The organism is Neisseria viridiae, from assembly GCF_962747995.1.
Classification (GTDB): domain Bacteria; phylum Pseudomonadota; class Gammaproteobacteria; order Burkholderiales; family Neisseriaceae; genus Neisseria; species Neisseria viridiae.
Window position 1 is genome coordinate 32429 of record NZ_CAUJAJ010000012.1, and the last position, 25945, is coordinate 58373.

At 52.4% G+C, this 25945-nt stretch carries 22 protein-coding genes, 6 tRNA genes and 2 pseudogenes; 12 read left to right on the forward strand and 18 right to left on the reverse strand.

The genetic code is table 11. The features are described 5' to 3' along the window. Positions 1–79: 79 nt before the first annotated feature. Positions 80–643, forward strand: a pseudogene (locus Q9J79_RS10460) (ABC transporter six-transmembrane domain-containing protein); the annotation flags it as partial. 50 nt (positions 644–693) lie between these two features. Here the strand turns inward: Q9J79_RS10460 and sohB are convergent. The 10 genes from sohB to Q9J79_RS07705 form a co-directional block, all read right to left on the reverse strand. After that, entirely contained in the window at positions 694–1746 is a 1053-nt protein-coding gene (gene sohB / locus Q9J79_RS07660) for a protease SohB (protein ID WP_301911417.1), read from the reverse strand. Between the two features lie 103 nt (positions 1747–1849). Then, a tRNA-Leu gene (locus Q9J79_RS07665) sits at positions 1850–1939 on the reverse strand. A gap of 102 nt (positions 1940–2041) precedes the next feature. Then, positions 2042–2115: transfer RNA gene (locus Q9J79_RS07670), tRNA-Cys, on the reverse strand. A gap of 23 nt (positions 2116–2138) precedes the next feature. Then, positions 2139–2214 (reverse strand) — tRNA-Gly (locus Q9J79_RS07675). Positions 2215–2237: 23 nt separating this feature from the next. After that, positions 2238–2313: transfer RNA gene (locus Q9J79_RS07680), tRNA-Gly, on the reverse strand. Between the two features lie 21 nt (positions 2314–2334). Further along, positions 2335–2410, reverse strand: a tRNA-Gly gene (locus tag Q9J79_RS07685). A gap of 25 nt (positions 2411–2435) precedes the next feature. Then, a tRNA-Gly gene (locus Q9J79_RS07690) sits at positions 2436–2511 on the reverse strand. 80 nt (positions 2512–2591) lie between these two features. Continuing rightward, positions 2592–3155 carry a CDP-diacylglycerol--glycerol-3-phosphate 3-phosphatidyltransferase gene (gene pgsA, locus Q9J79_RS07695; RefSeq protein ID WP_301911418.1) on the reverse strand — a complete coding sequence of 188 codons (564 nt, stop codon included), beginning with the start codon at positions 3153–3155 and terminating at the stop codon, positions 2592–2594. A gap of 105 nt (positions 3156–3260) precedes the next feature. Continuing rightward, on the reverse strand, positions 3261–3683 hold the full coding sequence (locus Q9J79_RS07700) for a hypothetical protein (protein ID WP_107863748.1): 423 nt from the start codon (positions 3681–3683) through the stop codon (positions 3261–3263). A 176-nt stretch (positions 3684–3859) separates the two neighbouring features. Continuing rightward, on the reverse strand, positions 3860–4195 hold the full coding sequence (locus tag Q9J79_RS07705; RefSeq protein WP_013448673.1) for a carboxymuconolactone decarboxylase family protein: 336 nt from the start codon (positions 4193–4195) through the stop codon (positions 3860–3862). A gap of 128 nt (positions 4196–4323) precedes the next feature. Here Q9J79_RS07705 and mtrA point away from each other — a divergent pair, with 128 nt between their 5' ends. Continuing rightward, a complete protein-coding gene (gene mtrA / locus Q9J79_RS07710) occupies positions 4324–5229 on the forward strand; it encodes an efflux transporter MtrCDE transcriptional activator MtrA (protein ID WP_301911419.1) in 906 nt (301 codons plus the stop codon). A gap of 61 nt (positions 5230–5290) precedes the next feature. Here mtrA and Q9J79_RS07715 read toward each other — a convergent pair whose 3' ends face one another. Continuing rightward, a complete protein-coding gene (locus tag Q9J79_RS07715) occupies positions 5291–5779 on the reverse strand; it encodes a prokaryotic membrane lipolipid attachment site family protein (RefSeq protein WP_373321224.1) in 489 nt (162 codons plus the stop codon). A 146-nt stretch (positions 5780–5925) separates the two neighbouring features. On the opposite strand from Q9J79_RS07715, the gene Q9J79_RS07720 reads away from it, so the two are divergent. Then, on the forward strand, positions 5926–6828 hold the full coding sequence (locus tag Q9J79_RS07720) for a DMT family transporter (protein ID WP_301911421.1): 903 nt from the start codon (positions 5926–5928) through the stop codon (positions 6826–6828). A gap of 40 nt (positions 6829–6868) precedes the next feature. Here the strand turns inward: Q9J79_RS07720 and Q9J79_RS07725 are convergent, their stop codons facing one another. Beyond that, the gene (locus Q9J79_RS07725) at positions 6869–7999 is read right to left on the reverse strand and encodes a polyamine ABC transporter substrate-binding protein (RefSeq protein ID WP_301911422.1); all 1131 of its coding nucleotides are present in this window, start codon (positions 7997–7999) and stop codon (positions 6869–6871) included. 194 nt (positions 8000–8193) lie between these two features. Here Q9J79_RS07725 and alaS point away from each other — a divergent pair, with 194 nt between their 5' ends. Beyond that, a complete protein-coding gene (gene alaS / locus Q9J79_RS07730) occupies positions 8194–10818 on the forward strand; it encodes an alanine--tRNA ligase (RefSeq protein WP_301911423.1) in 2625 nt (874 codons plus the stop codon). A gap of 87 nt (positions 10819–10905) precedes the next feature. Here alaS and Q9J79_RS07735 read toward each other — a convergent pair whose 3' ends face one another. The 3 genes from Q9J79_RS07735 to Q9J79_RS07745 form a co-directional block, all read right to left on the reverse strand. Beyond that, positions 10906–11928, reverse strand: a complete 1023-nt coding sequence (locus Q9J79_RS07735; protein WP_002218975.1) for a hypothetical protein — start codon at positions 11926–11928, stop codon at positions 10906–10908. 53 nt (positions 11929–11981) lie between these two features. Beyond that, positions 11982–13133 carry a DNA cytosine methyltransferase gene (locus Q9J79_RS07740; RefSeq protein ID WP_016688051.1) on the reverse strand — a complete coding sequence of 384 codons (1152 nt, stop codon included), beginning with the start codon at positions 13131–13133 and terminating at the stop codon, positions 11982–11984. Between the two features lie 392 nt (positions 13134–13525). Further along, positions 13526–14209: a 2,3-diphosphoglycerate-dependent phosphoglycerate mutase gene (locus Q9J79_RS07745; RefSeq protein WP_301911424.1), complete on the reverse strand. Its 684-nt coding sequence runs from the start codon at positions 14207–14209 to the stop codon at positions 13526–13528. Between the two features lie 147 nt (positions 14210–14356). Here Q9J79_RS07745 and parC point away from each other — a divergent pair, with 147 nt between their 5' ends. The 4 genes from parC to Q9J79_RS07765 all read left to right on the forward strand — a co-directional run bounded on the left by parC (position 14357) and on the right by Q9J79_RS07765 (position 20639). Next, on the forward strand, positions 14357–16660 hold the full coding sequence (gene parC, locus Q9J79_RS07750; RefSeq protein WP_301911425.1) for a DNA topoisomerase IV subunit A: 2304 nt from the start codon (positions 14357–14359) through the stop codon (positions 16658–16660). A gap of 19 nt (positions 16661–16679) precedes the next feature. Further along, positions 16680–18272, forward strand: a complete 1593-nt coding sequence (locus Q9J79_RS07755) for an ATP-binding protein (RefSeq protein ID WP_301911426.1) — start codon at positions 16680–16682, stop codon at positions 18270–18272. After that, positions 18265–19782 carry a sigma-54-dependent transcriptional regulator gene (locus Q9J79_RS07760; RefSeq protein WP_301911427.1) on the forward strand — a complete coding sequence of 506 codons (1518 nt, stop codon included), beginning with the start codon at positions 18265–18267 and terminating at the stop codon, positions 19780–19782. Before Q9J79_RS07755 ends, Q9J79_RS07760 begins: the two co-directional genes overlap by 8 nt. Before the next feature lie 104 nt (positions 19783–19886). After that, entirely contained in the window at positions 19887–20639 is a 753-nt protein-coding gene (locus Q9J79_RS07765; protein ID WP_301911428.1) for a class I SAM-dependent methyltransferase, read from the forward strand. Positions 20640–21577: 938 nt separating this feature from the next. Here the strand turns inward: Q9J79_RS07765 and Q9J79_RS07770 are convergent. The 3 genes from Q9J79_RS07770 to Q9J79_RS07780 form a co-directional block, all read right to left on the reverse strand. Next, a complete protein-coding gene (locus Q9J79_RS07770; protein WP_002212781.1) occupies positions 21578–21784 on the reverse strand; it encodes a DUF2788 domain-containing protein in 207 nt (68 codons plus the stop codon). 94 nt (positions 21785–21878) lie between these two features. After that, positions 21879–23048 (reverse strand): O-succinylhomoserine sulfhydrylase, encoded by a 1170-nt coding sequence (gene metZ / locus Q9J79_RS07775; protein ID WP_301911429.1) that lies wholly within the window; start codon positions 23046–23048, stop codon positions 21879–21881. A 144-nt stretch (positions 23049–23192) separates the two neighbouring features. Next, positions 23193–23963, reverse strand: coding sequence for a hypothetical protein (locus Q9J79_RS07780; RefSeq protein ID WP_301911430.1), 771 nt, complete (start codon positions 23961–23963; stop codon positions 23193–23195). A 101-nt stretch (positions 23964–24064) separates the two neighbouring features. Between Q9J79_RS07780 and Q9J79_RS07785 the strand changes: the two genes are divergently transcribed. The 4 genes and pseudogenes from Q9J79_RS07785 to Q9J79_RS07800 form a co-directional block, all read left to right on the forward strand. Then, complete coding sequence (locus tag Q9J79_RS07785) at positions 24065–24316, forward strand: NGO1151 family protein (protein ID WP_003689748.1); 252 nt, start codon at positions 24065–24067, stop codon at positions 24314–24316. A gap of 51 nt (positions 24317–24367) precedes the next feature. Next, complete coding sequence (locus Q9J79_RS07790; protein ID WP_301911431.1) at positions 24368–25174, forward strand: basic amino acid ABC transporter substrate-binding protein; 807 nt, start codon at positions 24368–24370, stop codon at positions 25172–25174. Positions 25175–25193: 19 nt separating this feature from the next. After that, the gene (locus Q9J79_RS07795; protein WP_301911432.1) at positions 25194–25370 is read left to right on the forward strand and encodes a hypothetical protein; all 177 of its coding nucleotides are present in this window, start codon (positions 25194–25196) and stop codon (positions 25368–25370) included. 395 nt (positions 25371–25765) lie between these two features. Beyond that, positions 25766–25945 (forward strand): annotated as a pseudogene (locus tag Q9J79_RS07800) (IS5/IS1182 family transposase); the annotation flags it as partial.

Below are 25945 nucleotides of genomic sequence, written 5' to 3' on the forward strand. Positions count from 1 at the left end.
TACGGCGTTGCCTCGCCTTGCCGTACTATTTGTACTGTCTGCGGCTTCGTCGCCTTGTCCTAATTTTTGTTAATCCACTATAACTGCGCGGGTTGCCCTGTCGCGTGAGTTTGTCAGCTTTTTTGAAGAACACCTGCCGATTGCCGCGACATCCGTCGTATCCATATTCGGCACGTGCATCATGCTGCTGGTGCTGGAATTTTGGGTCGGCGTGTCAGCGGTGGGCATACTTGCGTTGTTTTTATGGCTTTTGCCACGTTTTGCCGCCATCAGCGAAAACCTGTATTTCCGCCTGAACAACAGCTTGGAACGCGACAACCACTTTATCCGAAAAGGCGACCGGCGGCAGCTGTACCGCCATTACGGACTGGTTGCGCGCCTGCGTGTGCTGATTTCCAACCGCGAAGCCTTCGGCTATCTCTGCGTCGGCGCAGCGATGGGTATTTTATTCGGCTTTGCTTTTGTGATGATGACGCTCAAAGGCTACGGCAGCGCGGGGCATGTCTATTCGGTCAGCACTTATCTGTGGATGTTTGCCATGAGTTTGGACGACGTGCCGCGATTGGTCGAACAATATTCCAATTTGAAAGACATCGGACAACGGATAGAGTGGTCGGAACGGAACATCAAAGCCGGAACTTGAAAAATGCCGTCTGAACACGCTTCAGACGGCATTTCCATCCGTTCGGCAAACTACATCACATCCGCCCGCCGGTTGACAAGTTTGGCAAACAACTTTTCAACAGAAGCTTCCGCCTGCAAACCAATGCGCTGGATCAGACTTTGCTTCTCCTGATATTTCACTTCGATAACCTGTTTGTTTTCAAACGCTTTCAACAACAAATCATCACTGGTCGAAATCTCGTCAATCAAGTTCAACGCCAACGCCTGCCGGCCGAACCAATGCTCGCCCGTCGCTATTTTTTCAATATCCAACCCAGGGCGGTTTTCACTGACAAACTGCTTGAACAACTGATGCGTTTCCTCCAGTTCCTGCCGGAATTTCTGTTTGCCCTTTTCCGTATTTTCACCCATAAAGGTAACCGTGCGCTTAAACTCGCCTGCCGTCATTACATCCACATCGATATCATGTTTTTTCAACAGGCGGTGGATATTCGGCACTTCCGCCACCACACCCACCGAACCGACAATCGCAAACGGAGCGGAAACAATTTTATCCGCCACACACGCCATCATATAACCGCCGCTCGCCGCCACCTTATCGACGGCGACGGTCAGCGGAATATTACGTTCGCGCAAACGCCTAAGCTGCGAAGCCGCCAAACCGTAACCGTGAACCACGCCGCCCGGACTTTCCAATCTGAGCAGAACCTCATCTTCAGGCTTGGCAATCGAAAGCACCGCCGTAATCTCATGACGCAAGGATTCTACGGCGTGTGCATACAAATCGCCGTCAAAAGCCAACACAAAAAGGCGGGATTTTTGCGTTTCGGCAGATTTCTCCCCGCCCTCCTTCAAACGCTTTTTCTCTGCTTTGGCTTCCGCCTTTTCCTTTTTCTTTTCTTCTTTTTCCTGATGTTTTGCCTCTTCCCCGCTTAAAAAGAATGCTTCAAACGATTGCCGCTGTTTTTTATAATTTTCCGAAAAATCCGTCAGTACGACACTGCCGCTTTCCGACTGTTTCTTACTCTGTACGATAACCAACACAATCAGCGCAATTGCGCCGAACACGGTAAGCAGTTCGAGCAGGAAAATACCGTAATTCAGTAAAATTTCTTTCCACATTGATTGGATTTCCTCTTGTTCAGGCATGAACATGTCAATATTGTCCATCCCCGTCCGACAGATAAAAAAATAACCGCTTGGAGCGGTATTGTTATTTTCAGCTTGGTGCCCGGAGCCGGAATCGAACCGGCACGGGATGTTTAGTCCCGACGGATTTTAAGTCCGTTGTGTCTACCTATTTCACCACCCGGGCATTTGTGAAAGGTGGAGGCGGGGGCGCGGATTTTAACCGGCCTATATGAAGATTGCACTCCTCATAGCATAAACACTCTGCCACCCCGCCATAGTACGATAATGGAGGCGAGAGTCGGAATCGAACCGGCGTAGACGGATTTGCAATCCGCTGCATAACCACTTTGCTATCTCGCCTAAAACTGGCTTATCTAAAAACTTGGAGCGGGAAACGAGTCTCGAACTCGCGACCTCAACCTTGGCAAGGTTGCGCTCTACCAACTGAGCTATTCCCGCGTTGATACGTTTGAAATAAAACTTGGAGCGGGAAACGAGTCTCGAACTCGCGACCTCAACCTTGGCAAGGTTGCGCTCTACCAACTGAGCTATTCCCGCGCGTTCAAACATATCGGTTTTTGGAGCGGGAAACGAGTCTCGAACTCGCGACCTCAACCTTGGCAAGGTTGCGCTCTACCAACTGAGCTATTCCCGCAATGATTACGGAAGAATGAAATTTTTGGAGCGGGAAACGAGTCTCGAACTCGCGACCTCAACCTTGGCAAGGTTGCGCTCTACCAACTGAGCTATTCCCGCCCGATTTCACTCTCCGACATCGAAGAAGACGCAATTATTATGGATTCTGTTTTTACCGTCAAGCTATTTTTATGTTTTTTTCAGGCAATTTCTTTCCATGCCATTTTCAGATAATACAGCATCGACCAAACCGTCAGCAAAGATGCGATAAACATCAATATGTTGCCGATAACAACAAGATTAAAACCGTAAAAATCGGGAAAATTCAGCAGCAAAAAGAAAATCGCCAGCATTTGCGCGGCGGTTTTGAACTTGCCGATGGTGGCGACGGCAACGCTGCTCCTTTTTCCCATTTGCGCCATCCATTCGCGCAATGCGGAAATGGTAATTTCCCTGCCGATGATGATCATGGCAAACAAAACATAGGTCCGATCGAGTTTGACCAGCAAAAGCAGCGATACGGCAACCATCAGCTTGTCGGCGACGGGGTCGAGGAATGCGCCGAAATCGGAAGTCTGTTTCCACAACCTTGCCAAAAATCCGTCAAACCAGTCGGTCAAGGCGGCAACGGCAAAAATGACGGCGGCGGCAACATTGACTGCTTCTTCCGGAAACCATGAGAAAGGCAGGTAGAAAAGGACAATCAGTACGGGTATGAGCAAGACCCTCAACCAAGTGAGGAAAATGGGGATGTTCCAAGGCATCTGTTTTCTCTGTGCAGACTGTAAAGTTGTGATTATAACGGTTATCCTCATAACCCAAAACGTAAAATTACCGCATAGGCATTCCCCCTTCCCGCCAATCTGTTTTCACTTTCTTTTCAAACGCAGGAAAATGGCGGCCAATAAAAGCAAAATACCCGGTTTCAGGCTGAAAACGGCAGGTTGTGCCAACACTTCGATAAGGCGGTTTTCCGGAAAGGAAAAATCTTTATTGGTATGGATGCCGCCACTGTTGCGGTATTCCAACAGAACGCCGTTTAAAAAACCGTTTCCGACGGTGTCGCTTAAAACGGTTCTAAGCTGCTCCGCCCTGATGGTTCTGCCGATATTGCCTTGCGCGCACAAATCATCGAACCCGTAGCAGGAAAGCCGGTACTGCCGCCCTTCTGCATCCAGTTTGATTGCCCGTCCGCTGCGGTTGGGTGCGGTAACGGTCAATTCCGCATATTCGAATGTTTTTTCTTGTTCGTGAAATGCCGTCAGGTAAGGTGCAATAAAAACGGCGGACAACAGCAGACAGCTTATGGCGGCAAACCATACCCAGCGATAATATTTCACGCTTACCCCTTGTTTCTCAAATGCCGTCTGAAATTAAGCGGCTTCATATATTGTTTACAGTATCGGGAAGCATAACAGACAAAATGCCGTCTAAAATATTTTCAGACGGCATTCTTATCCGAAACGGATTATTTTTGCATTTCAACCGCTTCCAATGCACGCAGGGCATAAGTGTAAGCGGCACCCGCATTCAAGGCGATGGCGGTTGCCAATGCGCCGGCGATTTCGCTGTCGGTCGCACCGGCTTTGGCGGCAGCGGCGGCGTGAACGCTGATGCAGCTCTCGCAACGGGTGGTGATGGCAACGGCGATGGCAATCAGTTCGCGCGTTTTGGCATCCAATGCTTCGGCGGCGGCGGCCTGTTCCAATGCGCCGTAGGCCTGCAGCATTTTAGGATGGGATTTACCCAGCTCACCGAACGATTTTTTAACCAATGCGGTATGTTCTTTCCAATCTTTAAACATTTTCTTTTCCTTTCTCTTGCGTTTAACCCTGATACGCGCTTGCGTATCTGTTTTCGATGTGCGTATTATTGCAATTATTCAGTTGTGTTTCTCGTTTAATCATCTCATTTTATGGTTCAAAAAGATTTATGGACATTCTCGACAAACTGGTCGACCTCGCCCAACTGACAGGCAGTGTGGATGTGCAGTGCCTCTTGGGCGGGCAATGGTCGGTACGGCATGAAACCTTGCAACGCGAAGGGCTGGTGCACATTGTTACATCGGGCAGCGGCTATCTCTGCATCGACGGTGAAACTTCCCCGCGCCGGGTCAATGCGGGGGATATTGTATTTTTCCCGCGCGGCTTGGGACACCTGTTGAGCCACGACGGAAAATACGGAGAAAGTTTACAACCGGATATACGACAAAACGGCGCGTTTACGGTCAAACAATGCGGCAACGGACTGGATATGAGCCTGTTTTGCGCCCGTTTCCGCTACGACACCCACGCCGATTTGATGAACGGGCTGCCGGAAACCGTTTTTCTGAACATTGCCCATCCGAGTTTGCAGTATGTGGTTTCAATGCTGCAACTGGAAAGCGAAAAACCTTTAGCGGGGACGGCTTCCGTGGTCAACGCATTATCGTCCGTCCTGCTGGTGCTTATCCTGCGCGCCTATCTCGAACAGGAAAAAGATGTCGAACTGTCCGGTGTATTGAAGGGTTGGCAGGACAAACGTTTGGGACATTTGATCCAAAAGGTGATAGACAAACCGGAAGACGAATGGAATATTGACAAAATGGTTGCCGCCGCCAATATGTCGCGCGCGCAGCTGATGCGCCGTTTCAAAAGCCGGGTCGGACTCAGCCCGCACGCCTTTGTGAACCATATCCGCCTGCAAAAAGGCGCGTTGCTGCTGAAAAAAAACCCGGATTCGGTTTTGTCGGTCGCGCTGTCGGTAGGCTTTCAGTCGGAAACGCATTTCGGCAAGGCGTTCAAACGGCAATATCACGTTTCGCCGGGTCAATACCGGAAAGAAGGCGGGCAAAAATAAATCGGGGCTTCAAACGCAAATGCCGTCTGAAAATACTTTCAGACGGCATTTGCGTACCGCGTCATTTCAAGGGCTGCATCTTCATCACTTCCATCAAAAAGTTGGTAAATGCTGGATTATCGGGTTTGACATCCATATTTTTCCAACGCTGCTGCCAGCCGCGCAAGGCATTCTCGATATACAGCTTGGACTGTTCCGTATTGATTGCGCCGCGCTGGCTGTCCACCGCCGAACGCAGGTAGATTTCATACATACTGTCATCGACGGCATTGCGTCCGACTAGGCGTTTTCTGAAGTTGTTCAGATATTGCGCCGCCTGAACCTTGGTCATTTTGCCGATGTCCACCTGATAGCTCAGGCGCGTCGCCTCGTCGCGGATTTTGGACACATCCGCCCAATGCGAAGGTGCGAGGCGGAAACCTTTTGCAGGTGCTTCCGCCGGAACGGTATTAATCGGTCTGACAGGGATTTCGGTCAGGGTGGGCACATAAACAGTTCCGCAGCCCGACAAGGCGGCCGCGATGGGGATAAGGGCAAGATATTTTTTCATACCCGCCATTATAAGCAGGTTTGCCCTGAAAAAACAAATTGTTCCGAAAAAACGGGGGTTCGGCGGGATTGCGCGCGCCCGAATCCGCCGCCGCAAACCCTGCCGCAAGGTTTACAATTTGACCTTTTTATCGCGACAAATATTATATGGATACCGCAAAAAAAGACGTTTTGGGTTCCGGCTGGATGCTGGTGGCGGCGGCCTGCTTCACCATTATGAACGTATTGATTAAAGAGGCATCGGCAAAATTTGCCCTCGGCAGCGGCGAATTGGTCTTTTGGCGTATGCTGTTTTCAACCGTTGCGCTCGGTGCTGCCGCCGTATTGCGTCGGGACACCTTCCGCACGCCCCATTGGAAAAACCACTTAAACCGCAGTATGGTCGGGACGGGGGCGATGCTGCTGCTGTTCTACGCGGTAACGCATCTGCCTTTGGCAACCGGCGTAACCCTAAGCTACACCTCGTCGATTTTTTTGGCGGTATTTTCCTTCCTGATTTTGAAAGAACGGATTTCCGTTTACACGCAGGCGGTGCTGCTCCTTGGTTTTGCCGGCGTGGTATTGCTGCTCAACCCCTCGTTCCGCAGTGGTCAGGAAACGGCGGCACTCGCCGGTCTTGCCGGCGGCGCGATGTCCGGCTGGGCGTATTTGAAAGTGCGCGAACTGTCTTTGGCGGGCGAACCCGGCTGGCGCGTCGTGTTTTACCTTTCCGCGACAGGTGTGGCGATGTCGTCGGTTTGGGCGACGCTGACCGGCTGGCACACCCTGTCCTTTCCATCGGCAGTTTATCTGTCGGGCATCGGCGTGTCCGCGCTGATTGCCCAACTGTCGATGACGCGCGCCTACAAAGTCGGCGACAAATTCACGGTTGCCTCGCTCTCCTATATGACCGTCGTCTTTTCCGCGCTTTCGGCGGCGTTCTTTTTGGGCGAAAAGCTTTTCTGGCAGGAAATACTCGGTATGTGCATCATCATCCTCAGCGGCATTTTGAGCAGCATCCGCCCCATTGCCTTCAAACAGCGGCTGCAATCCCTGTTCCGCCAAAGATAAAAAATGCCGTCCGAACATCCTTCAGACGGCATATCGGGCTTTATTTCCCCGCCTTCACATCCTGCCACTGGCGCACCATAAACTTCAATGCCGCCGGCCGGATGGGGACCATAATAAAGCTGTTTTTCAAATCTTCCCCACTCGGGAAAATCGTATTGTCGTTTTTAAATTCGTCCTCCATCAAATCGCGCGCCGGCTTGCTCGAAGGCGCGTAGGTAACGAAATTACCGTTTTTCGCCGACACTTCAGGGTCGAGGAAGTCGTTGATGTATTTGTGCGCGTTGGCGACGTTTTTCGCATCTTTCGGAATCACGAAAGAATCCACCCAAATCCCTACGCCCTCTTTGGGCATCATCACGCGGATTTTTTCCTTGCCGCCCGCTTCTTCTGCACGGCGTTTGGCGATGTTCAAATCGCCGCCGAAGCCAATCGTTACGCAAGTATCTCCGCGCGCCAAATCATCGATAAAACCGGACGAGGTAAAACGCTTGATGTACGGACGGTTTTTCTTAAGCAAGGCAGTTGCCGCCTTAATATCCGCCGTTTCGCTGCTGTTTGGATTTTTACCCATGTAGTTCAACACCATAGGATAAATTTCCGCCGCGCTGTCCAAATAGCTGATGCCGCATTGCTTGAGTTTGGACGTGTATTCGGGGTCGAACACCAAATCCCACTGGTTGTCCGGCAGCTTGTCCGTACCCAAAGCCTTTTTCACGCGTTCGGTATTGATGGCGAAGGTATTTGTCCCCCAATAAAACGGCACGGCGTATTCGTGGCCGGGATCGACCCCGTCCATCAGCCTCATCATTTCAGGGTTGAGGTGTTTATAATTGGGAATCAGCGACTTATCGATTTTCTGATATGCACCTGCCTTAATCTGCCTACCCACAAACGCATTGGACGGCGCGACAATATCGTAACCGGATTTTCCGGTCAGCACCTTGCTTTCCAACGTTTCATCGCTGTCGTACACATCATAAGTAACCTTGATGCCGTTTTTCTTTTCAAAATCGGCAACGGTTTCCGGATCGACGTATTCCGACCAGTTATAAATTTTCAATACGTTTTGGTTTTCCGCGGGTGCCGGTTTTTCGGCAGGCGGTTTGTCCGAACCGCCGCACGCTGCAAGCAGCAAAGCAGTCAGGACGGCGAGTGGCAGATGTTTGGCCATTATCATTCCTTGCATATCGGGTTGGAGAAAGCGGCCATTATAAACGCGATGGCTTCAGACGGCATTCAAAATCCCGCAATGCCGTCTGAAAGCCGCCGCTTCCATAGCTAGAAACAGGGATTTGCGGTAAGATACCGCCGTTCGTTTTCCCTGCTTTTACCATGACAAGACATTTGAGAGACATTGAAAAAATTATGAAAACCTCCGAACTGCGCCAAAAATTCCTAAAATTTTTTGAAACCAAAGGCCACACCGTCGTCCGCTCTTCCAGCCTCGTGCCGCACGACGACCCGACCCTGCTGTTTACCAACGCGGGCATGAACCAGTTTAAAGACGTATTTTTAGGTTTCGACAAACGCCCGTATAGCCGCGCCACCACCGCGCAAAAATGCGTACGCGCAGGCGGTAAACACAACGACTTGGAAAACGTAGGCTACACCGCCCGCCACCACACCTTCTTTGAAATGATGGGCAACTTCTCCTTCGGCGACTACTTCAAGCGCGACGCGATCCACTTCGCTTGGGAATTCCTCACTTCCCCCGAATGGCTCAACATCCCCAAAGACAAACTCTTGGCGACCGTTTACGCAGAAGACGACGAAGCCTACAACATCTGGTTGAACGAAATCGGCATGCCTGCCGAGCGCATCGTCCGCATCGGCGACAACAAAGGCGCGAAATACGCATCCGACAACTTCTGGCAAATGGGCGACACCGGCCCTTGCGGCCCTTGCTCCGAAATTTTCTACGACCACGGCGAAGAAATCTGGGGCGGCATTCCGGGCAGCCCTGAAGAAGACGGCGACCGCTGGATCGAAATTTGGAACTGCGTATTCATGCAGTTCAACCGCGACGAACAAGGCAATATGAATCCGCTGCCCAAGCCTTCCGTCGATACCGGCATGGGCTTGGAGCGTATGGCCGCCGTCATGCAGCATGTTCACAGCAACTACGAAATCGACCTGTTCCAAGACCTGCTCAAAGCCGTTGCCCGCGAAACCGGCGCGCCATTCAGTATGGAAGAACCCAGCCTGAAAGTTATCGCCGACCACATCCGCTCCTGCTCATTCCTGATTGCAGACGGCGTATTGCCTGCCAACGAAGGACGCGGCTATGTCTTGCGCCGCATTATCCGCCGCGCCGTGCGCCACGGTTACAAACTGGGTCAAAGCAAACCATTCTTCCACAAACTCGTTGCCGATTTGGTTAAAGAGATGGGCGATGCCTACCCTGAATTGAAAGAAAAACAAGCACAAATTGAAGAAGCATTGAAAAACGAAGAAAGCCGTTTTGCCCAAACGCTGGAAACCGGTATGGCTTTGTTGGAAAACGCGCTGGCTAAAGGCGGAAAAACACTCGACGGCGAAATCATCTTCAAACTCTACGATACCTACGGTTTCCCATACGACTTGACTGCCGACATCTGCCGCGAACGCAATATCGATTTGGATGAAGCAGGCTTCAACCGTGAAATGGAAGCCCAACGCGCCCGCGCCCGCGCCGCACAAAGCTTCAAAGCCAACGCCCAACTGCCTTACGACGGTCAAGACACCGAGTTTAAAGGTTATAGCGAACGCCAAACCGAAGCCACCGTGTTGGCACTCTACAAAGACGGCGAGCAAGTCAACGAATTGAACGAAGGCGACAGCGGCGCAGTCGTCATCGACTTTACCCCGTTCTATGCAGAATCCGGCGGCCAAGTCGGCGACGTCGGCTATATCTTCTCAGGCGAAAACCGCTTTGAAGTACGCGATACCCAAAAAATCAAAGCAGCCGTATTCGGTCAATTCGGCGTACAAACTTCAGGCCGTCTGAAAGTCGGCGACAGCGTTACCGCCAAAGTGGATGACGAAATCCGCAATGCCAATATGCGCAACCACAGCGCGACCCACCTGATGCACAAAGCCCTGCGCGACGTATTGGGCGAACACGTCGAACAAAAAGGCTCTTTGGTTACCGCCGAATCCACCCGTTTCGACATTTCCCATCCCCAAGCAGTCACTGCCGAAGAAATCGCCGAAGTCGAACGCCGCGTCAACGAAGCCGTTTTGGCGAACGTTGCCGTCAACGCCGCCATTATGAGCATGGAAGACGCGCAAAAAACCGGCGCCATGATGCTCTTCGGCGAAAAATACGGCGACGAAGTGCGCGTATTGCAAATGGGCGGTTTCTCTACCGAATTGTGCGGCGGTACACATGTTTCACGCACCGGCGACATCGGCCTCTTCAAAATCATCAGCGAAGGCGGTATTGCCGCAGGCGTGCGCCGTATCGAAGCCATCACCGGCCTGAACGCACTCAAATGGGCGCAAGAGCAAGAGCGTTTGGTTAAAGACATTATTGCCGAAACCAAAGCCCAAACCGAAAAAGACGTACTTGCCAAAATCCAAGCCAACGCCGCAAACGCCAAAGCCTTGGAAAAAGAGTTGGCAAAAGCCAAAGCCGAACTTGCCGTCCACGCAGGTGCCAAACTCTTGGACGATGCAAAAGACTTGGGCGCGGCCAAACTCGTTGCCGCCCAAATCGAAGCCGACGCAGCCGCCCTGCGCGAAATCGTAACCGACCTGACCGGAAAATCCGACAACGCCGTGATTCTTTTAGCGGCAGTAAACGACGGCAAAGTTTCCCTGTGCGCAGGCGTATCCAAAGCCCTGACCGGCAAAGTCAAAGCAGGCGATCTGGTTAAATTTGCAGCCGAACAAGTCGGCGGCAAAGGCGGCGGCCGTCCCGACTTGGCACAGGCAGGGGGCAGCGATGTCGAAAAACTACCCGCCATGATTGATAGCGTGAAAGATTGGGTTAGCGCGAAGCTGGCTTGATGGAGAAAGGCAGCCTGAAAGGGATTCAGGCTGCCTTTTGTGTTAAAGATGCCGTCTGAAAGATATTTTCAGACGGCCTCTGTCAGTTTATTTGGCTTTATACCTACCATTGAATAGCGATTCAGAAGGTATCCAGCCATCTGCCAAATCATCCAACATCTTAATCCAATACTCTAGGCGTTTTTCTGTCGGGACGCTTTCTCCCCAATATTCGACAATTAGAGCATCATCCATTTCCAAAGCAGCTTTTTCAATTTCATGCTCAATCAATTTTAAAGATTTTTCTACATAGTTTCCGCCACGGTAGTCTTCCGCCGAGTTGGCAACGCTGCCCGCACTGAATAAGTCCCGCGCCTGATGACAAAGCACACCGCGATAGGTAATCAGATACAGGACGGCATTATCGTATTTGTGCTTCGCCCTGCCTGAGCAGACAATACGGGGGGAGACTAATGCTGCTTCAGCTCGGAGGCGGATTTTTTCTTCCTGCGGCAGGGAAGTGTAAAGGCGCACTTCCAAAGGCAGATCATGGCTGTCTACTGCGTCAATGTCTTCTATCCACCATAACCGCTCGCCTTCTTTCAGCCTGTTACGGGCATATTTCCGGATATATTCCATTTTTTCATGCATATCCAAATCGGCAAATTCAGCATAGGAAATACCGAAACCCTCAAACAGAGACGGTCGATCAGATTCTATTTCTACCTCAAAGCGCGGAACATGCGATGTGCGGACATGAATTACGCTATCTTCGTAAAGTTGCCATTTCACATCGGGAATGCCCCCCATTTTTCCGAATACCACATAGATATGCTGTACACCGTCAGCTTTGTTTTTCTCTTGGATACTGTTTGCTACGCTGCGCCAAGTATCTTTTAGCGTGAATTTGACTTCTACGCCATATTCCCCTATTGGAACATCGGGGAAAATTTGCGGCACAGGTTCAGGATTGATAACTATGTCAGCATAAGCGGGAATTTTTGCAATGCACAGCGCACGAACTCTGTTTTCAAAAATATCTTGGGATTTGAAAGGTGCGTTTTTTGCCTCTTGCCTCAATACGGTGCAAACCTCGTCTAAAAACTTCTCAAACTCCTTTTTTGTCAGCATAATGCATTACCACTTAAAAATATAAAGTAGTAATTTTATCTTATTTAACAGGGTTATTTAAGTGCCTTACTAACGGCGGCGGCGATGTGCCACCCTAAAACAGGAGGGACGGCGTTGCCAATTTGCCGTTCTGTGGCACGCAATTTTGCCTGGAAAATAAAATTGTCGGGAAACGATTGGATGCGCGCCGCCTCACGCATGGAGATGCGGCGGGGTAATTCGTAATGCCACTGTATGTTTCCATGGCATTCTGCCCTAATAGTGTAGCCCGCCCTTTCGGCATCCAATTTTCGACTACCTTGATCGGGGCTTTTTTCTGCTCTACTCCAAATATGGTTGGCAATTTCGTCTTCTACTTTGTCGGCCAAATCGCCTATAGCCTGTCTAGCTGTTACATAGCTGTTGCTGGTATTTGTTTTTTCAATCTGTATTTCGGGAATTTCAGGTAGCCTTCCAACGATGATAACTCGCTCCCGAGTCTGTGGAACACCGTAATCGGCTGCATTCAGCAAATAGTAATCTACCTGATAACCCAAATTGCGAAAATCTGAAAGCACTGTTTCCAAATCTTTCCGATGATGCTTCATCAGTAGCCCTTTGACATTTTCAGCAACAAATATTTTGGGGCGAACGCGTTCAACAGCAGACAACATGGCTTTATACAGCCCGCTGCGGCTGCCTGAAATACCTGCACCTTTACCATTAATAGAAATATCCTGACAAGGAAAGCCACCGATAATGATGTCTGCGCTAGTGGGTATTTCATCCAAATGCTGCCAAATATCACCATGTACAATGTGATTTCCTAAGTTGTGGCGGTAGGTTCTAACAGCGTGTTCGTCGATTTCGTTCGCCCAAATAATATCAAAATCATGTTTGTCATAAGTACGGTTTAAAAACTCAAAGCCCCCTAGAAAACCCAAATCCATTCCGCCACAACCGCTAAATAAAGAAATAATTTTATATTTTTTTTCGCGGTCTTCTTGCTTTTCCTGTTTGGTCATTAACTCCATACATTTAAGATAAAAAGCATGGGAAAAAGTACCTCTATTTACTTTGTTACAAATTGCATTTGCCGTTTCACTTTCCCCTTGCTCCAAGAATAATTCTGATAATTGTATAAAGCCAATTCCATGCTCATGCATTTTGGCTTTTATGGCATCTCCAGCTAACTTGTTCCAATTTTTTCGTGCAAATTCGGTCATAGTTAATCTTTCAGTCATTCATAAATGACATTATTTTAGCGTTTTTTATAATTTAAGCCAAGATTTAAAATCTACCTTTAGGTTTACAGGCCGTCTGAAAACAAAAATCTCGTTTTCAGACGACCTTTTTCCGCTAAAATCCCCCTACCGTCCAACCCGAAACAAGGAGAACCATCATGCAAGTTCCTACTTCCGCCATCATCAACGGCGAATTTGCCGACAAATACGGCAAACGCGGCAGCAAGCCGTAGCCAGTTGCGTAGGGTGGGCTTCAGCCCACCGTTTCCTCATTTTCGGTCGTTGATTGGCGGGCTGAAGCCCGCCCTACGTTTACCGTCAAAAATGCCGTCTGAACGCTCAAGCCTTCAGACGGCATTTTTTATTTCACACCCTTACAGGTAGAATTTTTCGAGGACTTTCAGGTTGTCATCCAATTTGTACACCAGCGGCTGGCCGGTCGGGATTTCCAAGCCCATGATGTCTTCGTCGGAAATGCCCTCGATGTGTTTTGCCAGCGCGCGCAGGGAGTTGCCGTGCGCCGCCACCAAGACGCGTTTGCCGCTCAAAATCGCGGGGGCGATTTGGTCTTCCCAAAACGGCAATACGCGCTCCAGCGTTACTTTCAGGTTTTCGCCGTCGGGGATAACATCGGCAGGCAGATGGGCATAGCGGCGGTCTTTGTGGGCGGAAAACGCGTCGTCTTTGTCCAAAAGCGGCGGCAGGGTGTCGTAGCTGCGCCGCCAGATGCGGACTTGCTCGTCGCCGTATTTTTCGGCGGTTTGTTTTTTGTCCAGACCTTGCAGTCGGCCGTAGTGGCGTTCGTTCAGCCGCCATGTTTTGATTTGCGGTACGAACAGTTGGTCGGATTCTTCCAAAACGATGTTGCAGGTCTTAATCGCGCGGGTCAGGACGGATGTGAAGGCGATATCGAACTCATAGCCTTTTTCTTTCAGTTTTTTACCGGCGGCGGCGGCCTCGGCAAGCCCCTGCCCGCTCAGTTTCACGTCGCGCCAGCCTGTAAACAGGTTTTTCGCGTTCCATTCGCTTTGTCCGTGGCGGATAAATACCAGTTCCATATCGTCTCCAATCTGTAAAAGTGGGAAAGCCTTATTTATAACATATTTCCACATTGCCCGTATTTGATTCAGATTCAGACACGCGCCCACTATGGTTTGCCGTTTTGATTTACAATAATGTCCTTTGTTTTACATTCCACATACACAATGAATACGCAACCGCACGCTTCCCATACCGATTCCAATACGCTGATGCTCGGCCGGTACGCCGAACGCGCCTATCTCGAATACGCCATGAGCGTGGTTAAAGGCCGTGCGCTGCCTGAAGTTTCAGACGGCCAGAAGCCCGTGCAGCGGCGCATTTTGTTTGCGATGCGCGATATGGGTTTGACGGCGGGCGCAAAGCCGGTGAAATCGGCGCGCGTGGTCGGCGAGATTTTGGGCAAATACCATCCGCACAGCGACAGTTCCGCCTATGAGGCGATGGTGCGCATGGCGCAGGATTTTACCTTGCGCTATCCCTTAATCGACGGCATCGGCAACTTCGGTTCGCGCGACGGCGACGGGGCGGCGGCGATGCGTTACACCGAAGCGCGGCTGACGCCGATTGCGGAATTGCTGTTGTCCGAAATCAATCAGGGGACGGTGGATTTTGTGCCGAACTACGACGGCGCGTTTGACGAACCGCTGCACCTGCCCGCCCGCCTGCCTATGGTGCTGCTCAACGGTGCGTCAGGCATCGCGGTAGGCATGGCGACCGAAATCCCGTCACACAATTTGAACGAAGTCACACAGGCGGCGATTGCACTGTTGAAAAAGCCGACGTTGGAAACCGCCGACCTGATGCAATACATCCCTGCGCCCGATTTTGCCGGCGGCGGTCAAATTATCACGCCGGCGGACGAATTGCGCCGTATTTACGAAACCGGCAAGGGCAGCGTGCGCGTGCGTGCGCGTTACGAAATCGAGAAACTGGCGCGCGGACAGTGGCGCGTGATTGTGACCGAGCTGCCGCCGAACGCCAATTCCGCCAAAATCCTTGCCGAAATCGAAGAACAGACCAACCCGAAACCGAAAGCGGGCAAAAAGCAACTGAACCAAGACCAGCTCAATACCAAAAAGCTGATGCTGGATTTAATCGACCGCGTGCGCGACGAGTCCGACGGCGAACATCCCGTGCGACTGGTGTTCGAGCCGAAATCCAGCCGCATCGATACCGACACCTTCATCAACACGCTGATGGCGCAAACTTCGCTGGAAGGCAATGTGTCTATGAACTTGGTAATGATGGGTTTGGACAACCGCCCCGCGCAAAAAAACCTGAAAACGATTTTGCAGGAATGGCTGGATTTCCGCACCGTTACCGTAACACGCCGTCTGAAATTCCGTTTGAACCAAGTGGAAAAACGGCTGCACATCCTCGAAGGCCGTCTGAAAGTCTTTCTGCACATCGACGAAGTGATTAAAGTCATCCGCGAATCAGACGACCCGAAAGCCGATTTGATGGCGGCGTTCGGGCTGACCGAAATCCAAGCCGAAGACATTTTGGAAATCCGCCTGCGCCAGTTGGCGCGTTTGGAAGGGTTCAAACTCGAAAAAGAATTGAACGAATTGCGCGAAGAACAAGGCCGTCTGAATATCCTTTTGGGCGACGAAAACGAAAAACGCAAGCTGATTATCAAAGAGATGCAGGCGGACATGAAGCAGTTTGGCGACGCGCGCCGCACGCTGGTGGAAGAGGCCGGACGCGCCGTGCTGACGCAAACCACCGCCGACGAACCCATCACACTGATTCTGTCGGAAAAAGGCTGGATACGCAGCCGCGCCGGACACAATCTCGATTTGAGCCAAACCGCGTTCAAAGAAGGCGACCGCCTCAAACAAATCCTCGAAGGCCGCACCGTTTTACCCGTCGTCATTCTCGACTCATTGGGCAGAACCTACACGCTTGATGCCGCCGAAATCCCCGGCGGACGCGGCGATGGCGTGCCGGTTTCCTCCTTAATCGAGTTGCAAAACGGTGCGAAACCTGTTGCGATGTTGACAGGATTGCCGGAACAACATTATTTATTATCAAGCAGCGGCGGCTACGGCTTCATCGCCAAGCTGGGCGACATGGTCGGACGCGTGAAAGCGGGCAAAGTAGTGATGACCGCAGACAGCGGCGAAACCGTCCTGCCGCCGGTTGCGGTTTATGCCTCCTCGTTCATCAACCCCGACTGCAAAATCATTGCCGCCACCGATCAAAACCGCGCCCTCGCCTTCCCCATCGGCGAATTGAAAATTATGGCGAAAGGCAAAGGGCTGCAAATCATCGGATTGAACGCCGGCGAATCGATGACGCATACCGCCGTTTCTTCCGAGCCGGAAATCCTGATTGAAAGCGAAGGCAGGCGCGGCGCGGCGCACAAAGACCGCATCCCCGTTTCCCTGCTTGAAGCAAAACGCGGCAAAAAAGGCAGACTATTACCCATATCGGGCAGCCTGAAACAGCTTTCTTCCCCGAAATAAACCCGGTTCCGCACATATTATGGTGATTTCCAACCCCCGCGAACTTGAAAAACTCAAAGACCGGATTCCCAATCTGATCAACATCATCCGCGTCGCCATCGTTTTCCCGCTGATGATTATGCACATCCTCGGGCTGGAAACCGGCAGCCGTGCGAACCTGCACACTTCGTGGACGGCGTGGGCGTTTTATGTTTGGCTCGCCATTGCCTGCTGGCTGATTTTCTTTTCCATCATCCATCCGCATTGGCAATGGCAGTCGCTGAAAATGCCGCGTTTCAGCGCAGTGGCGGACATCACGATGATCGGCGTGCTGACCTACCTGTTCGGCGGCATCGATTCCGGCTTCGGCATCCTGATCCTGCCCTTCGTCGTCTGCTCCTGCCTGCTCAGCTACGGGCGTTACCCCCTGCTCTATTCCAGCTACGCCGCCATCCTGCTGATATTCAACGCCATTGCCGACGGCAATATCGGCAAATACCCGCTCATATCGGATACCCGTACCGCCTCGGCAACCTTCATCCTCGTCGCCGCCTCCTATCTTTCCGCCATCTTCACTTCCCTGTCGGTCAAATACATCGACAGCGCCGGCCAACTGGCCCGCGACAACCACCTCGCCTACCGGCGCATCAAAGGCTTGAGCCAAACCGTACTCGAACGCGTTCAGGAAGCCGTCGTCGTCATCAATACCGAAGGGCTGGCGGTGCTGTTCAACCGGAAGGCGAAAGACCTTTTCCCCGCGCTCGAAATCGGACGGCGCGCCGGCCTGTCCGATTCTGCCGCCGAACTGTGGAATCAAGCCTCTCCGCACAATTTCGAATACGTCCTCGGCACACCCGGCCTGAACGCCGGCATCCGCGCCGTTCCGGTCAACAAAGGGCCGGACAAGCTGCTCATCCTCTACATCCGCCCGCAAAGCGAAATTCAGGCGGAAGCCCTGTCCGTCAAACTTGCCGCGCTCGGACAACTGACCGCCAACCTCGCCCACGAAATCCGCAATCCGATGTCCGCCATCCGCCACGCAAACGACCTGCTGCGCGAAAATATGGAAGCGGGGGCGGCAGATCCGTTCAACGCCAAATTGTGCAAAATCATCGACGGCAACGTCTGCCGCATCGACAAAATGCTCGAAGACATTTCCTCGTTCAACAAGCGCAACAAAACCGAACGCGAAACCATCGGCCTGATACCGTTTTGGGAAGAATTCAAACAAGAGTTCCTGCTCGGACATCCCGATGCCGCCGGCTGCATCCGTCCGGATATTCAGGGCGGCAGCCCGACCGCCTATTTCGATCCCGCCCACCTGCGGCAAATTATGTGGAACCTCGCCAACAACGCGTGGCGGCACAGCCGCAAACAGCCCGGCTCGATTTCCGTCACCATCCGCCCCGCGCAAAAAAACACCGTCTGCATCCTTTTTGCCGACGACGGCGGCGGCGTGCCGCCCGAAGTGCAGGAACACCTGTTCGAACCCTTTTACACCACGGCAGAAAACGGCACCGGCCTCGGGCTGTATGTCGCCCGCGAACTGGCACACGCCAACTTCGGCGATTTGACCTACCTGCCCGAAGCCAAATGTTTCGAACTCACATTACCGGAAAAAAGCAATGACTGAACTGCAACACCCCGTCCTCGTCGTCGATGACGAAACCGACATCCTCGACCTTATGGAAATGACCCTGATGAAAATGGGGTTGCGCGTCCATACCGCGTCAGGCGTTACCGAAGCCAAAAACAAGCTCGACAACCAACGCTATTCGCTCGTCCTGACCGATATGCGTATGCCCGACGGCTCGGGGCTGGAGGTTGTCCAACACATCAACAGCCGTGCACTCGACATCCCGATTGCCGTCATCACCGCCTTCGGCAATGCCGATCAGGCACAGGAAGCGTTGCGTTGCGGCGCATTCGACTACATCCAAAAACCCATCACCCTCGCCCGGCTGCGTTCCCTCGTCAAATCGGCAATTTCCGTTTCCGAAAACCAAAACAAGATTCCCGAACCGCCCGTTCAGACGGCATCCCCCGTTTCTTCCCCCATGCCGTCTGAAGCCCCGAAACCTGCAAACGCGATACCGACGGCACCGCCCGTTTCCGCCGCCCTTCCCTATGCGGAACCCGATATGCCCCGCCTGCTCGGCAGCTCTCCGCAGATGCTCGAAGTCCGCCACCTCATCCGCCGCCTCGCGCCCGGCAAAGTACCCGTCTATATCTCCGGCGAATCCGGTACAGGTAAGGAACAGGCGGCGCGCACCATACACGAACTGTCCGACCGCGCGGACAAACCCTTCGTCGCCGTCAACTGCGGTGCGATTCCCGAAAACCTGATGGAAAGCGAATTTTTCGGCTACCGCAAAGGCAGCTTTACCGGTGCCGACAAAGACCACGACGGCTTCTTCCGCCACGCCGACGGCGGCACTTTATTTTTGGACGAAGTCGCCGACCTGCCCCTTTCCATGCAGGTCAAACTCCTGCGTGCGATTCAAGAAAAAGCCGTGCGCCGCATCGGCGATACGGCCGAGCAGCCCGTCGATGTCCGCATCGTCTGCGCCACCCACAAAAACCTCGAAGCCCTTGTCGAAAGCGGCGCATTCCGCCAAGACCTGTATTACCGCCTCAATGTCGTCAGCCTCAATATGCCGTCCCTGCGTGAAATGCGCGAAGATTTGAAGCTGCTCATCCCCTACCTCCTGTACAAACACAGCCACAACAACCGGCCTTACACACTCTCCCCCGCCGCGCAACAGATGCTCCTGAATTACAGTTATCCGGGCAATTTCCGCGAACTCGAAAACATCCTCGAACGCGCCGTCGCCCTGTGCGTCGGACATACCGTGCAAATCGACGACCTGCAAATCCAAGATGTGCGCCACAAACCCGTCCGGACGGAAACCGCCGACCCCGTTGCCGATACCTTGCCGTCTGAAACAGCCGCCGCACCGTCCCGCCTCCTGCCGTTCGACCCCGATACCATGCAGATACAGGACTACCTCGACCAAATCGAACGCGACATCATCGAACAAACCCTCAAACAAACCGAAGGCAACCGCACGCAGGCCGCCAAACGCTTGGGCATCAGCTTCCGTTCGATGCGCTACCGTATGGAACGCCTCAACATCGGCTGACGGCAAAACCCTATACGGCAACACCGGCAAAACCCCGAAAAAATGCCGTCTGAAAGGGCACGGGAAAGCGGGTTTGCCCCACGCCCGAACGGACACAAAACACTATGACCGACATCCTCATTGACGACACCGCCACCGAAACCGTCCGCACCCTGATACGGGCATTCCCCCTCGCGCCCGTTTCCCGGCCGCCCGAACAAGGCAGCTACCTCCTTGCCGAGCACGATACCGTCAGCCTCAGGCTTGTCGGGGAAAAGGGCGGCGTTACCGTCGATTTTGCCTCGGGAGCCGCACAATACCGGCGCACAAAAGGCGGAGGCGAACTCATCGCCAAAGCCGTCAACCACACCGCGCACCCCACCGTTTGGGATGCGACCGCCGGATTGGGGCGCGACAGCTTCGTCCTCGCCTCGCTCGGACTGTCCGTTACCGCCTTCGAGCAGCATCCCGCCGTCGCCTGCCTGCTTTCAGACGGCATCCGCCGCGCCCTCCTCAATCCCGAAACGCAAGACACCGCCGCGCGCATCAACCTCCATTTCGGCAATGCCGCCGAACAGATGCCCCCCCTTGTTCAAACACAAGGCAAACCCGACATCGTCTATCTCGACCCGATGTATCCCGAACGCCGCAAAAGTGCCGCCGTCAAAAAAGAAATGGCCTACTTCCACCGACTTATCGGCGAAGCGCAAGATGAAGCGGCACTCCTGCATACCGCATGCCGAACGGCAAAAAAACGCGTCGTCGTCAAACGCCCGCGCCTCGGCGAACACCTTGCCGGACAAGCTCCTGCCTACCAATACACCGGCAAAAGCACCCGCTTCGACGTTTACCTGCCCTACGGAGCGGACAAGGGATAACGCCCATAAAACAAGACACCGAAAAATTTGCCGTTCTTATGCAAACGAGAAACCGGTTTTTGCGTTTCGACTGTTTTGGATAAGTCATCACACCTTAAAGTTTGTCATTCCCACGGAAGTGGGAATCCGATTCGTTCAGTTTTAGTTGTTTTCGAGTTTTAGGCAACTTCCAAACCGTCATTCCCACGGAAGTGGGAATCTAGAAATGAAAAGCAACAGGAATTTATCGTAAATGACTGAAACCGAACGGACTAGATTCCCGCCTGCGCGGGAATGACGAGGTTTCAGATTGCTGTTTTTAAGTTGCTGTTTCGGATTGCTGTTTTTTATGGAAATGACGAGGTTTTAGATTGCGGGAATTTATCCGCTCCTCCGTCATTCCCACGGAAGTGGGAATCTAGAAATGAAAGGCAACAGGAATTTGTCGGAAATGACCGAAACCGAACGGACTAGATTCCCGCCTGCGCGGGAATGACGGGGCGGTAGGATGCCGTCTGAAATTCCGTCATTCCCGTGAAAACAGGAATCTAGAACTTCTGATTTTTCAGACGACTTTTGAACATTGCCGCTACCCAATGATCTGGATTCCCGCCTGCGCGGGAATGACGATGTAAAATTATCCGGGATTCAAAAAGACAGGCTTTCGCGTCCGTGGGAATGACTGCGGAAAGACGATTTTTATAGTGGATTAACAAAAATCAGGACAAGGCGACGAAGCCGCAGACAGTACAGATAGTACGGAACCGATTCACTTGGTGCTTCAGCACCTTAGAGAATCGTTCTCTTTGAGCTAAGGCGAGGCAACGCCGTACTGGTTTTTGTTAATCCACTATATTTTATCATAAAAATCAGTACCTTAATCATTGGCGGTTAAATCAAACTTTTAGGGTGCAGATTACTTTTTATGATTTCAGACGGCATTTTGACAGGCGGCAAACCTATTTCGGCAATACCAAAAACTTAATCAATAACTCTTTGAACACAAAACCGAACACGCCCAAGCCCAAGACCAAAAACAAAATGGCGATGCCGAATTTGCCCGCTTTAGACTCCTTGCCCAAATTCCAAACGATAAAACCTAAAAAAATAATCAAACCGGTCAGGCAGATTTTCAACGCCCAATCGGCAAAAACCGCTTCATCCATATTTTTTCCTATTGTTGATGTGTATGCCATATGAGATAACGGTTTCAGACGGCATTTGCCGTGTTTCCCTGCCAATGCCGTCTGAAACACGCAATCAGCGTGCGAGTGCCTGTTTCAAATCATCGACGAGGTCGTCAACATATTCCAAACCGACCGACAGGCGCACCAGTCCGGGGCGGATACCGGCGGCGAGTTTTTCTTCGGGCTGCATCCTGCCGTGCGTGGTTGTCCACGGGTGGGTAATGGTCGAGCGCACGTCGCCGAGGTTGGCGGTGCGGGAAAAGAGTTCCACACCGTCCACAACTTTCCACGCCGCTTCTTGATCGGCAACTTCAAAGCCGATGACGATGCCGCCGCCGTTTTGCTGTTTGCGGATAAGCTCTGCCTGCGGATGGTCGGGCAATCCGGTGTAGTACACGGCTTGAACCTGCGGCTGCGCTTGCAGCCATTGTGCGATTTTCAGGGCGTTGTCGAACTGTTTTTCCATACGCAGCGACAGGGTTTCCACGCCGCTCAACAACTGCCATGCGTTAAACGGCGACATCGCCAGCCCGCAAGAGTTGCAGTAAACGGCAACCTGCGCCATCAGCTCTTCCGAACCCGCCAACACGCCGCCCATCACGCGCCCGTGTCCGTCTATGGCTTTGGTTGCGGAAGAAACGGAAATATCCGCGCCGTGTTTCAAAGGCTGAGAGCCGACGGGCGACAGCAGGCTGTTGTCCACCACCAAAAGCGCGCCGATGCTGTGCGCCAATTCCGCCAAAGCTTCCAAGTCGGCCACTTCGCCCAAGGGGTTGGACGGCGTTTCCAAAAACAGCAGTTTGGTATTAGCTTTGACGGCGGCTTTCCATTCGTTTATATCGGTCGGCGAAACGTGGCTCACTTCGATGCCGAATTTGGTAACGATGTTATTGATAAAGCCGACGGTCGTGCCGAACAGGCTGCGGCTGGAAACCACGTGGTCGCCCGCCTGCAGGAAGGTGAAAAACGCCGCCTGAATCGCGGACATACCCGTCGAAGTGGCGACCGCGCGTTCCGCACCTTCCAAAGCGGCGATGCGTTTTTCAAAGGCGGCGGTGGTCGGGTTGGCGGTACGGGTATAAGTGAAGCCTTTGATTTTTTTTGAAAACAAATCGGCGGCGTGTTGGGCGTTGTCCCACATGAAGCTGCTGGTCAGGAACAAGGCCTGATTGTGTTCGCGGTATCCGGTTTGTTCTTTGCCGCCGCGTATGGCGAGCGTTTGCGGATGGAGTTTTTTGCTCATCGGTAATTCCTCGGTTTTGTCCGTTCGGCAACGGGGCGCGCGCCCGTTGTTTAATTTGTTAATATTTTGCGCCCGTTCCGTGCGCCTTTCAAGTCGGATGAGAATGTAAATGCCGTCTGAAACGGCTTTCAGACGGCATGGCAATCAGCGTTTGTATTTTAATTCGTACTTGATGTCGTTGAGGATTTTGCGGACATCGTGTTCCAACACGTCTTCGACTACCGCACCCGCCTGCTCGTGCAGCATTTGCTGGAGCTGATAAGTAAAGAGTGCCATCTGCTTTTGCACCGCCGTTCGGATGATGCCGTTGACGGTATCGGTCAGATGCGGGCGCAGGCGTTTGATCAGCCGCTCGGTCAGCTCCTGTTCGGACAGGCAGAACACTTCACGCCGGTTGACGGCTTTCGGGTTCAGGATATTGATTTGGACGGGCATCAACGCCTCTTCCGCACCGCCTTCGCCGTTTTCCGCAACCCCGTCTGCCGCCGTACCCGATTCTGCCGCATCGGCGTTTTCCCCGCCTTCAATCTGTCCGGTTTCAAATTCGACACTGTCTTTTTTGGCATCAAACCGGATTTTACGTCGCGATTCGATGTGTTTTTCCGAAACCGACATTTGCAGGGAAGCCTGCGCGTTGAGCCAGTTTTCCTGAAGAATAACCATCGGGTCGGTTTCGATTTCTTCCCCGCAATCGGCAACGGCGGCATTGTGCTCCTCCTGCCATTTCTTCAGATACGCCTTTAACACACGGTTTCGGCTTGCATCGTCCAATTTCGGCGCGGGCGAACCCTTTGCCGCTTCGGAAGTTTGAACCGGCGGCACACGGTCGGGCGCGGTATTCATACGGCGCGTCCGGCGCAGGTTTTCCAGGCGTTTTTCCCAATTCGGCTCTTTATCCTGATTGTTCGTATCCATTTTTTCGGCTTCCGGTCCTTAATCTTTGCAGGCAGACAAACCCGCGCATAAAGCGCGGTTTGATATAATGATGCATTTTAACAGATTCGCGAGGATACATCATGGGCAGCATCGAACAGCGTTTGGAATATCTGGAGGAGGCAAACGACGTGCTGCGTATGCAGAACCACGTCCTGTCCACCGCATTCAAAGCCTTAATCCGCGCTCTTCCCGCAGACACCGCCGAAATCGCGGTCGAGTCGATTCAGCTTGCATTTGAAGACGCTTTGGCGGAATTGAGCTATGAGGACAGCCCGCATACGGATTTGTTCCACGACGTTACTTATGCGTTTTTCCGTGAAAAAGAACGTTAATTTTATGTTAAACTGATTTTTTAGGCTTTTTGATTACCGAAAGGAATTTTGATGAATATGAAAAAATGGATTGCCGCCGCCCTTGCCTGTTCCGCACTCGCGCTGTCTGCCTGCGGCGGTCAGGGTAAAGATGCCGCCGCGCCTGCCGCCAACCCTGACAAAGTGTACCGCGTGGCTTCCAACGCCGAGTTTGCCCCCTTTGAATCTTTAGACTCAAAAGGCAATGTCGAAGGCTTCGACGTGGATTTGATGAACGCGATGGCGAAGGCGGGCAATTTTAAAATCGAATTCAAACACCAGCCGTGGGACAGCCTTTTCCCCGCCTTGAACAACGGCGATGCGGACGTTGTGATGTCGGGCGTAACCATTACCGACGACCGCAAACAGTCTATGGACTTCAGCGACCCGTATTTTGAAATCACCCAAGTCGTCCTCGTTCCGAAAGGCAAAAAAGTATCTTCTTCCGACGATTTGAAAAACATGAACAAAGTCGGCGTAGTAACCGGCTACACGGGCGATTTCTCCGTATCCAAACTCTTGGGCAACGACAATCCGAAAATCGCGCGCTTTGAAAACGTTCCCCTGATTATCAAAGAACTGGAAAACGGCGGCCTGGATTCCGTGGTCAGCGACAGCGCGGTCATTGCCAATTATGTGAAAAACAACCCGGCCAAAGGGATGGACTTCGTTATCCTGCCCGACTTCACCACCGAACACTACGGCATCGCGGTACGCAAAGGCGACGGGGAAACCTTAAAAGTAATGAACGATGCGTTGAAAAAAGTACGCGAAAGCGGCGAATACGACAAAATCTACGCCAAATATTTTGCAAAAGAAGGCGGACAGGCCGCAAAATAAGCCCGCCCGTCCGAACAAAATGCCGTCTGAAGCCCTTTCAGACGGCATTTTTTATTGTCTGTGCCGTTTTGTGCCGGGACGGCAATGTCTATTGCAGCACGGCATTCTTGTGCCGCCATTTGGGTTTTCAGACGGCATCGGGGGCTTCAGACGGCATTGTCCCACCGCCGTCATTCCCGCGAAAGCGGGAATCTAGTGTGTTCGGTTTCGTTTTTTTTGGGGGTTTCGGGTAATTTCCAAATCGTCATTCCCGCGCAGGCGGGAATCCAGTCCTTAGAACAACAGCAATATTCAAAAATTATCTGAAAGTTTGAGGTTCTAGATTCCCGCTTTCGCGGGAATGACGGAAGGTTGCGGGAATGACGAAAAGTTGCGGACAGCAGGGGGAATGATGGAGCTTCAGACGGCATCAAATGCCTTGTCGGGCTTCAGACGGCATCGCCACCCGCCGCCGTCATTCCCGCGAAAGCGGGAATCTAGTGTGTTCGGTTTCGGTTTTTTTTTGGGGTTTCGGGTAATTCCCAAATCGAGACCTTTGCAAAATCCCCCAAAATCCCCTAAATTCCCACCAAGACATTTAGGGGATTTCCCATGAGCACCTTCTTCCGGCAAACCGCACAAGCCATGATTGCCAAACACATCGGCCGCTTCCCGCTATTGAAGTTGGACCAGGTGATTGATTGGCAGCCGATCGAACAGTACCTGAACCGTCAAAAAACCCGTTACCTTAGAGACCACCGCGGCCGTCCCGCCTATCCGCTGCTGTCCATG

Bases quoted from the DNA above. Each gene is read 5' to 3' on its own strand.
- sohB (WP_301911417.1), bottom strand. From the start codon at position 1,746: ATGTGGAAAGAAATTTTACTGAATTACGGTATTTTCCTGCTCGAACTG.
- pgsA (WP_301911418.1), bottom strand. From the start codon at position 3,155: ATGCCTTGGAACATCCCCATTTTCCTCACTTGGTTGAGGGTCTTGCTC.
- Q9J79_RS07705 (WP_013448673.1), bottom strand. From the start codon at position 4,195: ATGTTTAAAGATTGGAAAGAACATACCGCATTGGTTAAAAAATCGTTC.
- mtrA (WP_301911419.1), top strand. From the start codon at position 4,324: ATGGACATTCTCGACAAACTGGTCGACCTCGCCCAACTGACAGGCAGT.
- Q9J79_RS07715 (WP_373321224.1), bottom strand. From the start codon at position 5,779: ATGAAAAAATATCTTGCCCTTATCCCCATCGCGGCCGCCTTGTCGGGC.
- Q9J79_RS07720 (WP_301911421.1), top strand. From the start codon at position 5,926: ATGGATACCGCAAAAAAAGACGTTTTGGGTTCCGGCTGGATGCTGGTG.
- Q9J79_RS07725 (WP_301911422.1), bottom strand. From the start codon at position 7,999: ATGGCCAAACATCTGCCACTCGCCGTCCTGACTGCTTTGCTGCTTGCA.
- alaS (WP_301911423.1), top strand. From the start codon at position 8,194: ATGAAAACCTCCGAACTGCGCCAAAAATTCCTAAAATTTTTTGAAACC.
- Q9J79_RS07735 (WP_002218975.1), bottom strand. From the start codon at position 11,928: ATGCTGACAAAAAAGGAGTTTGAGAAGTTTTTAGACGAGGTTTGCACC.
- Q9J79_RS07740 (WP_016688051.1), bottom strand. From the start codon at position 13,133: ATGACCGAATTTGCACGAAAAAATTGGAACAAGTTAGCTGGAGATGCC.
- Q9J79_RS07745 (WP_301911424.1), bottom strand. From the start codon at position 14,209: ATGGAACTGGTATTTATCCGCCACGGACAAAGCGAATGGAACGCGAAA.
- parC (WP_301911425.1), top strand. From the start codon at position 14,357: ATGAATACGCAACCGCACGCTTCCCATACCGATTCCAATACGCTGATG.
- Q9J79_RS07755 (WP_301911426.1), top strand. From the start codon at position 16,680: ATGGTGATTTCCAACCCCCGCGAACTTGAAAAACTCAAAGACCGGATT.
- Q9J79_RS07760 (WP_301911427.1), top strand. From the start codon at position 18,265: ATGACTGAACTGCAACACCCCGTCCTCGTCGTCGATGACGAAACCGAC.
- Q9J79_RS07765 (WP_301911428.1), top strand. From the start codon at position 19,887: ATGACCGACATCCTCATTGACGACACCGCCACCGAAACCGTCCGCACC.
- Q9J79_RS07770 (WP_002212781.1), bottom strand. From the start codon at position 21,784: ATGGATGAAGCGGTTTTTGCCGATTGGGCGTTGAAAATCTGCCTGACC.
- metZ (WP_301911429.1), bottom strand. From the start codon at position 23,048: ATGAGCAAAAAACTCCATCCGCAAACGCTCGCCATACGCGGCGGCAAA.
- Q9J79_RS07780 (WP_301911430.1), bottom strand. From the start codon at position 23,963: ATGGATACGAACAATCAGGATAAAGAGCCGAATTGGGAAAAACGCCTG.
- Q9J79_RS07785 (WP_003689748.1), top strand. From the start codon at position 24,065: ATGGGCAGCATCGAACAGCGTTTGGAATATCTGGAGGAGGCAAACGAC.
- Q9J79_RS07790 (WP_301911431.1), top strand. From the start codon at position 24,368: ATGAATATGAAAAAATGGATTGCCGCCGCCCTTGCCTGTTCCGCACTC.
- Q9J79_RS07795 (WP_301911432.1), top strand. From the start codon at position 25,194: ATGCCGTCTGAAGCCCTTTCAGACGGCATTTTTTATTGTCTGTGCCGT.